The 11,764-nt window shown below is 37.5% G+C and carries 11 protein-coding genes and 1 pseudogene; 2 read left to right on the top strand and 10 right to left on the bottom strand.

Annotated features, from left to right (window positions below; all coding sequences use genetic code 11):
* Positions 1 to 82 precede the first annotated feature (82 nt).
* Entirely contained in the window at positions 83 to 718 is a 636-nt protein-coding gene (locus E7Z81_RS11825) for a DUF447 domain-containing protein (protein WP_292748092.1), read from the top strand.
* On the opposite strand, the gene ade is transcribed toward E7Z81_RS11825, so the two are convergent.
* From ade to E7Z81_RS11775, 10 genes and pseudogenes are all read right to left on the bottom strand, one after another.
* Entirely contained in the window at positions 715 to 2,430 is a 1,716-nt protein-coding gene (gene ade / locus E7Z81_RS11820) for an adenine deaminase (RefSeq protein ID WP_292748090.1), read from the bottom strand. The genes E7Z81_RS11825 and ade overlap by 4 nt on opposite strands.
* Before the next feature lie 2 nt (positions 2,431 to 2,432).
* Positions 2,433 to 3,653: a TIGR00300 family protein gene (locus E7Z81_RS11815; protein WP_292748088.1), complete on the bottom strand. Its 1,221-nt coding sequence runs from the start codon at positions 3,651 to 3,653 to the stop codon at positions 2,433 to 2,435.
* A 138-nt stretch (positions 3,654 to 3,791) separates the two neighbouring features.
* Positions 3,792 to 4,364, bottom strand: coding sequence for an MATE family efflux transporter (locus E7Z81_RS11810; protein ID WP_292748086.1), 573 nt, complete (start codon positions 4,362 to 4,364; stop codon positions 3,792 to 3,794).
* Positions 4,365 to 4,499: 135 nt separating this feature from the next.
* Positions 4,500 to 4,646, bottom strand: a complete 147-nt coding sequence (locus E7Z81_RS11805; RefSeq protein ID WP_292748084.1) for a hypothetical protein — start codon at positions 4,644 to 4,646, stop codon at positions 4,500 to 4,502.
* Positions 4,647 to 4,714: 68 nt separating this feature from the next.
* On the bottom strand, positions 4,715 to 5,686 hold the full coding sequence (bsh, locus tag E7Z81_RS11800) for a choloylglycine hydrolase (RefSeq protein ID WP_292748082.1): 972 nt from the start codon (positions 5,684 to 5,686) through the stop codon (positions 4,715 to 4,717).
* A gap of 9 nt (positions 5,687 to 5,695) precedes the next feature.
* A pseudogene (locus E7Z81_RS11795) lies at positions 5,696 to 7,105 on the bottom strand (nicotinate phosphoribosyltransferase).
* Positions 7,106 to 7,805: 700 nt separating this feature from the next.
* Positions 7,806 to 8,624 (bottom strand): zinc ribbon domain-containing protein, encoded by an 819-nt coding sequence (locus E7Z81_RS11790; protein WP_292748080.1) that lies wholly within the window; start codon positions 8,622 to 8,624, stop codon positions 7,806 to 7,808.
* A gap of 9 nt (positions 8,625 to 8,633) precedes the next feature.
* Entirely contained in the window at positions 8,634 to 9,587 is a 954-nt protein-coding gene (locus tag E7Z81_RS11785) for a zinc-ribbon domain-containing protein (protein ID WP_292748078.1), read from the bottom strand.
* A 2-nt stretch (positions 9,588 to 9,589) separates the two neighbouring features.
* Positions 9,590 to 10,144: a hypothetical protein gene (locus E7Z81_RS11780; RefSeq protein ID WP_292748076.1), complete on the bottom strand. Its 555-nt coding sequence runs from the start codon at positions 10,142 to 10,144 to the stop codon at positions 9,590 to 9,592.
* Between the two features lie 9 nt (positions 10,145 to 10,153).
* The gene (locus E7Z81_RS11775; protein ID WP_292748074.1) at positions 10,154 to 10,651 is read right to left on the bottom strand and encodes a hypothetical protein; all 498 of its coding nucleotides are present in this window, start codon (positions 10,649 to 10,651) and stop codon (positions 10,154 to 10,156) included.
* Positions 10,652 to 10,768: 117 nt separating this feature from the next.
* On the opposite strand from E7Z81_RS11775, the gene E7Z81_RS11770 reads away from it, so the two are divergent.
* Complete coding sequence (locus tag E7Z81_RS11770; RefSeq protein ID WP_292748072.1) at positions 10,769 to 11,047, top strand: winged helix-turn-helix domain-containing protein; 279 nt, start codon at positions 10,769 to 10,771, stop codon at positions 11,045 to 11,047.
* The last annotated feature ends 717 nt before the right edge of the window (positions 11,048 to 11,764 follow it).

The raw sequence follows: 11,764 nt of genomic DNA, 5'->3' as shown, positions 1-11,764 counted from the left end.
AAAAATTAGAAAAGAAAAAAATCTTGCTCCTCAAAAATTTTTTAATCCGAATCACTTAAGTTTTTGAAAGAGCCAATATTACATGAGTATTATGGAAATTGACTTATCGATTATTGGAATGGAAAGGGGAAGGCAGTATGAGACAATCATAACTACCAAAAATGCTCAAAATGTATATAATGCTGCTCCAATTGGTGTTATATGTTCCGGACCTGACGTGATTGTCAACCGTATTTTCAAAGGAAGCCACACCCTTGAAAACATTGTTGAAACCCGCAAATTTACTGTAAACATCACATATGACCCCGAAATCTTTTATACCTCAACACTGGGAAATCTCCCTCGGAATTATTTTAATGAAGACCTGTCACTTAAGTGTGCTGAGGCCTATTTTAAGTGTGAAGTGATTTCACTCACCGAGGCCGTAAAGCAAAGCGACCCTGTCAAAAAGAAAGATGAGGCTATTGTCATCAAATCCAAAGTTACAGATATTGTAATCAACAAGGATACAAGGGCATACAACAGAGGATTCGGATATGTTGTGGAATCCCTTTCCAATCTAAGCCGCTTCGATATGGTCAGTGATGACAAAAAAGCCGAATATATCAGTAAATTTAGGGAAGCGAACCGTGTCGTTAAAAAAGTAGGTTATCGTGAGGACATAAAGGCAATGGGTTTGATAAAAAAAGAATTGAGAAATAAAGGTTATGACCTTTAGTTTCTTATAACATCTATAAATTCAAAGTTGTCACCGTCAAACAGTCCCCTGTCTGAGAGTTTCAGTGAAGGGATAACCAGAAGTGACATGAACGCCATTGTCATGAACGGAGCTGTGAGCTTGCATCCTAAAGCGGAAGCCATTTTCTGAAGGATTGTTAATTTTTTTGCAATGTCATGTCCGTCCTCATTGCTCATAAGTCCTGCAATAGGTAGAGACAGTGAATCTTCAAAGTCTTCGCTTACAACAGCTATTCCGCCCCTGTTGTCTATTACTCGGTTTACCGCTTCAGCCATCATTTCTGATGAATATCCGACTACGACAATATTATGGGAGTCATGTGAAATTGATGAAGCCATTGCTCCTTTTTTAAGGCCGAATCCCTTGATGAATGCATTGGCCACATTATTTGATCCGTAGCGTTCCACTACTGAAATCTTCAATACGTCCTGGAATATGTCAGGCTGGACAATGCCGTCCTTTACGGCGAGTTTTGCAGTGCTTTTCTTGGTAAGCAAATCCCCGTCGATGCACTCAATGACATTTACTTCACATTCGTCACCGTCAAAGCATATGTCAAAGTCTGCGTGGGATTTTTTGTCTGCATTTATGGTGTTTTCAAATTCAACGTCCTCAACGTCAAATAAAACATTTTCACCGTCGAAAACGCATTCCCCTGCAATATATGTTTTTAGTATATTGAAATCATGAAGATTGTCTATGATGACGAAATCTGCCTGTGAACCGGTTACGATTGATCCCCCATCAAGGTCGTAATGTGCCGCAGGGTTGATTGTCACCATTTCTATGGCTTTAATGAGATCGATTCCAAGGTCAACCGCCTTTTTGACTGATTCGTTGAGATGGCCGTTGAGCAGGTCTTTAGGATTTTTATCGTCACTTACTATGAAATCAAATATTGGAGAGTGAAGTCTTCTTGAGAGAACCTCGTTCGGTATGATTCCGAAACTGTCCTGATTTTTGTAATGTTCTATACGTTGTGAAAAATCAAAGAGAGCCTCCATATTTTTAGCAGATGATCCGTCACGAACCATAATTTTCATACCTTTCTGCTTTTTCTCGATAGCTTCTTTGAAATTACTGCATTCGTGGTCTGTGACTATACCCTGTTCGATATATTTATCCAAATCTTTTCCGGAAACCAGTGGTGCATGACCGTCAATTGGCTTTTTGTACATCCTTGCAATTTTCAGTTTGCTTAAAACCTCATTATCGGCACCGATAACGCCAGGATAGTTCATCATCTCAGCAAGCGCAACCATTTCCGGCTTTTTAAGCAGATATTCAATATCCTCAGAGTCCAGTTTTGCACCTGATGTTTCAAATGCAGTTGCAGGAACACATGAAGGGGCTGCAAAATAAAAATTGAACGGAACTGTGGAAGCGTTTTCAATCATGAACTCAACACCTTCAATTCCGCAGACATTTGCGATTTCATGAGGATCGCATACAACAGCAGTGGTACCGTGCCTTACAGCAACCTTTGCAAACTGTGCAGGAGTCATCATACTGCTTTCAATGTGAATATGAGAATCAATGAAACCCGGAACAATAAGTCCGTCAACATCTATTTTTGTCTCTTCAGTAACGTGAATCGGAACGATTTCCTTAAATATCCCGTCAGCAATTGTTATTCTTGCAGGATAAACTGAATCTGTTAAAACATCTAAAATGTATGCTGTGAATTTCATCTTTATTCCTCATGTAATGCGTTATATAGAAGTGGCAGGAATGTACCGATATCGGTTACAATACCTAAAACCTGTGCACTTCCCCTGTCTGAGAGTTTTGTAACTGTGGAAGGATTTATATCTACACAGATACTTTTAACCCTTGAAGGCAGGAGATTTCCCATTGCGATTGAGTGAAGCATTGTTGAAATCATCAGCACCATGTCAACTTCCTGAGCGTATTTTCTCATAAGCTTCTGTGCTTCGACTGTATCGGTAATGACATCTGGAAGAGGTCCGTCGTCACGGATTGAACCTGCAAGGACATAAGGAACGTCGTTTTTAATACATTCATACATGATTCCTCCGGTCAATGTTCCGTCTTCAACGGCACCCCTGATTGAACCTGAATTGTTGATTCTGTTTATGGCCCTCATATGGTGAGTGTGGCCGTGAGCTACGATTTTACCGGTTTCAACTTCAATACCAAGTGAAGTTCCGAAAAGATTGGATTCAATATCGTGAGTGGCAAGTGCATTACCTGCCATGATTACATCAATGTATCCTTCCCTGATTAAATCGGCCAAGTATTTACCTGACCCTGTGTGTACAATGGCAGGACCTCCGACAATACCGATTTTTCCACCTTTGGCCTTGATTTCTTTCATTTCCTTAGCGATACCATTTATAAGATTCATCAATGGTTTTTCTGAAGACACATCACTGTTCATGAACTCGAAGACCTGCTGTTCATCCCTTGACCTGTGAGGAGGTGTAACCCTTACACCGTCAAGACCAACAACAATCCTGTCTCCGGACTTTACATCAGCGATTGGCTTTACATAAGCCCTTGGAACGTCTTCATCCACTACAACAAGACAGTCCATTTCAATATCTTCAACCAGAATCCAGTTTCCTTTATAGAAAACGTGAGTGGTATGGTTAGATGAGGAATAAAAACCTTCAGGAGCAACTTTGTCTTTTGTTGATGATACGAGATTTACCTCTTTAATTTCATCTATTGATGCACCAAGCACAGACAACTCATCTAAAATTGAATTCAATAGCTCGGGAGAATCTGCGGAAACTTCGATTTTAGCTCTACTAATATCTGATTTCTTACGTCCAACATCAATTTCCAATATATCAAATTCTCCGCCCTTGTCCATAATTATAGCCATTGTTTTGGTTAAAATCAATGAATCTATAATATGTCCAGAAAGCTCTATAGTTCTTTTATTCATAACATTATGCTCCTTTTGTTAATATTATAATTTTGGTTTTCGTGATATTTAATGATATTGAAAAATTATCCTAAACCGCATTTTCAGAAGAACTATTTTTGATTTGAAGATTGATTTTGAATCTGAGCACAAAAAACATCAAAACACCCGGGATGGCCTCACTGAAGACAACCGAAAATACCACTCCAAAACCGCCCCAATTGAAAACATCAGAAAAGAAAACATTAAAACTAAACTCATTATTATATCAAATATTAAAAAATAAAGACTGTAACTGCTTTTTTCAATTCCGATAAATGAGTAATTGCATGTCATGATGCATGCATAGGTAATAATTGAACAGCACGCCAGTATGGAAAAGCCACCGGCTTCCAGAAGTACATACGGGTCATCTGTGAATATTGAAATGAAATATGAGTTGAATACAATCAGCAGCACGCCCAGCACAACAGATAAAACTATATTGATAATAAGGATTCTTCTTATGGTATCCTTAAGAGTTACAAATCTTTTTGCACCGTTCAGATGACCTGCCACGATGCACAAACCTTTAGACAAACCCTGCATAGGAGAATATACTGTTGACTGGATTTTAATGATTACCACATATGCGGCAACGGCATATGCCGAAGCGTAAGTGTGAAGTCCGTAATTGACGATGATTCCAATAACCGCCACTATCATCCCGGTTAGAATAATTGGAATCGCCAACTTGATAATTTCTTTAAAAATGGACAAATCATACTTAAAGTGCTTTAAATCAATTTTAACGAAAGTGTCCTGTTTATAATAGAATAAGTATAAAAACAGTGCAAAAGAAACAAAATAACCTATGATTGTGGCAAATCATGCACCGAACATCCCCATATCAAGAGTATAGATAAAAATAGGATCAAGGATGATGTTGACAATGTTTCCGGCAATGATTATCAGAGTGGCGCGTTTTGTATCGCCTTCACCACCCATTACCGCCGCAAAATAATTGGCAAGCATCAAAACTGATTTAAAGTATTATAATGAAATTCTTAAATTGACGGCATTGTTTAAAAAAAAGGAAATATTTAATTAATGAAGTTGAATTGCTCTTCATTAATCAAAAGATAATTTATCAGTTCAGATGAATCAAGATTCTCCCGATACAAATCGACTGCTGTGATTTGTGAGTTATGGTATGTCCTGTAATACAGGATTGCCTTGTTGGTGTTGTAGCAGGAAGTGTATATTGTGTATTCATACAAATCAGGATCATCTATGAATGTGCAGCCGTTCTGCTGCTCGACTGAGCCAAGAATATGGAAAAACTGACCTACACTGCTTGCCTCATCATTATCCGAATAGGAATTTGCACGGGTAAATGCAACCTTTGCAAATCTTGAAGCTGATGACAAGTCACCCGGAAGGCCTATCGCACCCATACCTCTTGAGTACTCCTCCAAATCCACACCAAATGTGTTTTCAGGATTTTTGTTAGATAAACCCCTGTAATTATTCAGGTAAAACAGCTGCTTGTCAAAAGGAGGATTGTTGGTCAAAACACCTACAGGATTGTCATAGACCTTCAGGCCGTCGGCCAAGGGTTCAACGACAATGGATTCAACCTCATCAGAAATCATCCAGTGAAGCGGGGACAGTGGAAGCTCATCGGCAAAGTTAATGTTTACAAGATTGATTTTTCCTAATGCCTCACGGGCTTCAGACACACTGGAGCAGGTCCCAAGCAGATAAGGAATCAGTTCAAAAGGAGTGATATTAACCATATCCTCTTCAAATTCCCTGTAGACTGCATTTCCAGCAAAGTTCAGACCTGCAATAGCCAATCCCTTTTCATTGCATGCATCATAATATAATGGATACTCGTCAATGCCTGCAGCTATTCCGATTATAGCGTAATGGGTTTTAATATCATCTATTTTTCTGAATTTAAGCTCATACTTTCTTGGAGTAACGGTTACCCTTTCGTTATAGGATATTTCATAGTCAAAGTTACGGCCAAAATAATGATTGTCAGTTATATAATTGCTTGCTGTGCACATTTTATCACCTTATAAGAAATTTGAATATTTCAAAGCCCTTTGCTTGATATCTGCAAAGGTATCATCAATCAGCAGTTCTCCGTCTTTAAATACGGTCTGAAGGTAATCTTCACCTTCACTATCAATTGGAACTGTTCTGAATGAATTGTTCTCTCTTATTAGCTTAAATCTTCCGGTCTTTGATTTTTTACTTGAATCAAGAGGATTCTTGAATATGTCATGCCAGACACCGTCACGCAATTGGGCTGAACATTTGAATGCGTTTCTCTGGGTGTCACGATTGACGGCTGTGTGCAGTCCTCCGCCCATACCGAATATGATGTTCTGGGCGGCCCATCCGGCTTATTTCATGGCAAACAATATGTCACGGATTTTCTGATAGTTCAGTCCGTCACCCCATAAGAGTCCTATGTTCAAGTCAAAGACCTTATAGCCCTTGTCGGTGAGATGGCTTCCAAAGCCTTCAGAAAGCAGATTCAGACAATCAATGGTTGTGGATACAGGCTCACCGCTGTCCGGCCTGAATACGACCTTGTTATCCTCACCATCCAGGAAATTCAGAATGGCCTCATTCAGCTCTGTTCCAGATTTTCCGGATTCTTCGAGGAAGTTCCTGTAGTTGTATGAATCTATAACCAGTGCCAGCACTCCATCCTTTGCATTATCGATTACATTGAGAATCTGTGAAATTTCACCTTCAGGACCGAGAGATGTCATTACGCTGTGTTCGGTTGCCTGGACGGAAAATCCGTATAGAGTGGAATCGTTGTAATAGTTTTCAGGTATTGTCAGTGCCGCAATGGTGTCTGTCCCTGAAAAGCTGAGCAGATGAGCTGATCCGGAAAGCATTGAGGATTCGGTTGAAGTTGCACCCCTGTATCCGAAATCATGGAGCATGAAGTCAAGATTATCCTTAACGGAACCTGTCACTTCAAGATAGAAATTGCACAGTTTTTTGACCTCTGCTGAGAGAGTTGCAACAGTTGAAGGGTACCAGACCTGCAACAAAAGAGGTTCCAAGTAATTAGGCAGCCAATAAGACTTGTCATCGGTGTTTTCGACTGTCATCAGTGCATTTCCCACATCAACAGGAGTTCCTTCCGCAACTGCCTTTATTTCAATCGGCAAATGGCCGTCATGTTCATCCAAAATATATTGCCAGCCATCCCTGTTGAAGATATCCGGACCGATATGATTGGCAATCAGGTTATCGGCTTCGTCAATTTTTTCCTGAGTGACAATCTGGCCTTCAAGATATTTCTTGAGGATATATTGAAGTCCGTAAAAAATTGTTTTGTTAAACTCAGCACCTACTCTACTTTCAAGGTATGAATAAATCTTTTCAGTGCCTTTATGATAGAAATAGTGATGAGTTACCTTATAACTGTCTGTTAAAAGACAAATGTTGTTTTCTATCATAATATCACTTTTTAATAGATATTAGATAGTTGAATAATATAAATGTTACGAAAAAAAAGACAATGCCGTCAATTTAAGAATTTCATAATTTTTTTATCTTTTTGATTTTTTATACATCTCTTTTTTCATGTTAATCTGTAGTTCATATTGAATTTTCTTGCAGATGTAGGTCTTCTGGGTGATTTTCTATTTTTTCAGAAAGAATAGAAAAATTAATTAATGAATTGCCCCAAAATAATAATGAGGGCTTGTGTTTTATTCTCATACTTATACATATGTCCTCAATTTATATATAAACTTTTTTTAAGTCTTTAAATTTATAATTTTAACTTAAACTAATGCTAAAATAGTAATATGATTAGTATATCCAACATAATCTAAAAATAATTAATTTAACAAAATATTGATTAAAACAACGAATTAGATTTATTAAACAATAATTGCCATAAACAAGTACTAATTTAATAAAAGTTAAATATTACTTTAATCAAAGAACAACCATTAGTAATAAATTAATTTTAAAAATGATAAATTCTTAAAGGATAGTACACTAAAATACAATTTAATATTTTCATAATACTGATTTAAAGTATTATAATGAAATTCTTAAATTGACGGCATTGTAAATAATTTATCAATATTTAAAACGGGAAACACCCTGACTTTTACAGTCCAGGATGGTAAAAAAAGAAAAAGAAAATTATAACCGAGATGCAAAATCGCCTGCAATCCCTCGGATATTATCTTTTAAATAGACATTTGAGATATATGCCATGATTATTGCCAGTATAATCAGCACCAGAATCTGGCCTCCGTAAAACCATTCATAGAGTCCTGCTGCAAATGATCCCCAGACAAATGCAATGATTGGAGTTTCCAAAAGGCCAAGGATTAATCCTACAAAAAATCCTGACAGCATTGCATTGGCTTCATTGTTAACCAATCCTGCAAAAAAGCCTACACTTATTAAAATAGCCAAAATAAATGAAATCCATGACAATCCTATCGCTACTCCGATTATTGAAAGCACAATAGCTACAACCGCCATGATGATTGTTGGTTTTATTATCCTGTTAATGTCAATTTTATCTGTGAAACTTTGATTTTTATTTTGGATTTCGGATTTTTCACCTGTAACAAGGTTGACTCCGCATTCAGGACAGAAAGTGACATCTTCCTCGATATTAAATCCGCAGTTAGGGCATGTTTGAGCTTGCGGGGAAGTCAGGGCAGGTTGAATCTGTCTGACTTTCCTTCCACAGGTCGGGCAGAACAGTACTCCGTCGGGAACTTCAGAACCGCAGCCGTCACATCTGTTTGAGGTGTTCTGTTCAACTTTTGTTCCGCATTCTGAGCAGAAATCGGCGTCATTTTTTATAGGCGCTCCGCAATTGCTGCATGTCAAATCCCCTGAGGGTTCACTAACGGGTTCCTGTGACTGTGCCAAAGAGTTTCCGCAATTGGGACACATGTCAAATGAGTCTGCAACTTCAACCCCACATCGACTACATTTAACCATCTTCAACACCTAACCGAACAGCAGTTCCTTTTTAAGCTGGTCGAATTCTTCCTGTGTTATTGCACCACTTTCAAGCAATTCCTGGAATTCCTTTAGCTGTTGTGCCTTGGTAGGTTCTGCTGTTTGATTTTGAACAACAACTGTTTGCAGTTTTCCCCTTAAAGTTTCGAATAAATCCACAAGGTTTTGACCGAACTGGTAGCTTGGAAGCCTGATTTCATAGGAAGTGTTGTCAACCAGTTTGATGAGCAGCCTGTCAAACATGTCTGCACTGTCATTGTTTGCTATCAAATCCTTAAATCTTGTAGCCTTAAGGGATTGGATGTCATTTTTGATTGACCTTCTGATGTCATCAGGTGATGTCCATGCCCTTTTGGTAATGTCGGCATATCTGCTGTCATCTCCCAGACGTTTTGTAACCCTCATTGAAACAATCTTGTCGAAGTAGAAATTGTTTATTCCGGCATTTACTTTTTCCCAGTCTCTGTTATCGATTTCCATGAAAACAAATTTTTCTTCCTTAATCAGGAAAAATCCATCGATAATTGTTTCATTACCCATGTGATTTTTGCTAAAACGGGAAATAGGTGCTCCAACCAGGGCGGTTTCAACAACATCTCTTGTGAGACTGTGTTTTGTTGTACTCTGCTCAAGCTTGTTGAATCTTTTGACACTGGTGAGGAAATAGTCCTCGTCCTTGATTCCGAATTCCTCTGCAAGCCTGTCATATCTTTGAATAACTTCATTACGTTTTATTTCCCACTCCCTTTGATTTCTTGATGAAGGAAGTCCCCCTGACAATTTGTTTCCACATTCTGCACAAAATGAAGTGTTTTTTCTGTTTTTCGCACCGCATTTTGGACATATGCTTGAATCGCTTTCGAACTGCTCTACCTTTTCACCGCATGCAAAGCAGAAATTTGATCCTACAACTTCTGCTCCGCAATTTTGACATTTAACCATAATTATCCCCAGTTATTTTGATCGATTGATTTTTTAATCTTGTTTCCCCATTTGTTTTCTTCTATATTATCCACAGTGGACTGCAGGTTGGATGAAACATCTGAAATGGATGAATTCAATGCGTTGATTTTATTGTCCATGATATCAATTTCCAGCTTCATGAAACCTTTTTCAATGTCTGTGTAGGTTTTGGAATTGTCTTCGGATATCATTTCAACACCATTTCCTTCGTTGAGCATGTCCATCAGTCTTAAGAATACATGTTCCTGATGCTGTTTTTCATATTCCTTAATATCACTGACGCTGTAAATTCTGTCCAAAAGCATTTTAATGACGTTTATAAAGTCTTCCCTGTCGGAATGGCCGTTTACATTGCTTGGTATAATGTCTGTCTTGAGCAAGAATACTGAGTGGATGTCATCACCTTCTTTTAAGACCAGTGAATAACCTTTGTTTTCAATATACACTAAAGCGATTGACTTGTTGTCATAGATTTCGATTTCAACTTTAGCAAATTCCTTGGGAATTGATAAAAAGTCCAAATTTCTAACTAACATTTTTCACACCTAATTTAAAAATTCAATGGTGTTTGCATACAATTTGACATCATTGAGGTTCCTGCCGCCGACAAAAACAGCTTCACTGCCGTCTTCATTTGATTTTCCTGCCATATAGGGGGGCATACCTTTCATATCAATATCATTGGTTAGAATAACCAGATTGCCATCATCTGGAGCCCGCTTATAGAGATAAGATGTTGTAAGTCCATTTAAAGCATGCTGCCATGCACTTGACTCCCCATCTGAGAGAAGAGAGTTATTATAATAATAGATTACAATGTCCCCGTCTTCTATTTCACAGTTAGTATTAACATCCCAGTATTCGGCAATTGATCCCAGGCCTCCGTTTGGAAGGCAATAGGCAATATCGCGATACTGTTTTCCCATCGGAACATTCATGGTGAAATGTCCATCAAAATTCTTAGCGGACATGCTGATAGAAAATACGCACATCAGTGAAACAATTGCAAGAATTATAATTGCGGCTAGAATCTTTTTGTTCATAGTAAACACCATCATTTTTGTAATAATTAGTATGTTACACACAACATATAAATATTGCTATTAGCATGCTAATATCATATAGATATCTACTATATAGCTAAAAACAAAATTAAAAATATGAAAAACAAAGACGACATGAGCATCGTATCCCTGCTTGCAAGGTCCAAAAAAAGGATAAGCGTGCTTAAATCACTTGAAAAAGAGGACAAAATACCTTCAAGAATCAGCAAGGATATTGATGACAACAGCAATCATGTTTCAAAATACCTGAAGACTTTGAAAGATGCGGAGCTTGTAGAATGTCTTAATGAAGAAGATAAACGCTATAGATTTTACAGCATCACCGACAAGGGAAAATATTACCTTGACAGAGTTGAAAACAATTACAAAGACTGATTTTAAAAAAAGTGCTGTTTTAATCTATCCGGAGAGAATAACCTAAAAGCCTCGAGTAGATTAGATAAAAAGTCCAAATTTCCAACTAACCTTTTTCACCTAATTTAAAAATATAATGGTGTTAACATACCATTTAACATTATTAAGGTTCTTGCCACCAACAAAAACAACACAATATGAATCTAGTTAAAAAGAACAATAATCTGTTAATCCCGATTCTCCACTCATGATTGCTGAGGTTAATGGAGGGTGAAACTGCAATGGAAGTTAAAAGAGAATTTTTCGAAAATTTTGTAGCATATTCAAATAACACTAATTCACTGACTGCATTGTGGCATTTACCGAAGGATATGAAATAATATTTTCTTAAGTTAATCTCAAAGAATTGATATAGATAGGCCATATTCCACAGGATATTTGAGTAATAAAAATTTCAAGTATGAAGCAATTTTGATTTGGGAATCTAACAAATAAAAAGTATATATTCCATTAAATTAAAGATTATATCTAATCAAACTCTTGATCCAAAAGGTGGTGATATTTATTTTGAACAGGATAATATTGCCAATGATAAGATTTAAAACACATGTTTTAATGAACTCTCCTCTTGGCGAACACATCAAATTAAAGGGAGGAATCCTTTATCTTTAAAATTCGAGAATACCTCGACTTCTGCAAGTCGGGGATGAATCGAAAAGTTGGGTGTACTTTTGTTAA

The organism is Methanobrevibacter sp., from assembly GCF_015062935.1.
In the GTDB taxonomy this organism is placed as follows: Archaea; Methanobacteriota; Methanobacteria; order Methanobacteriales; family Methanobacteriaceae; genus Methanocatella.
This window is presented reverse-complemented; position numbering and strand designations above follow the sequence as displayed.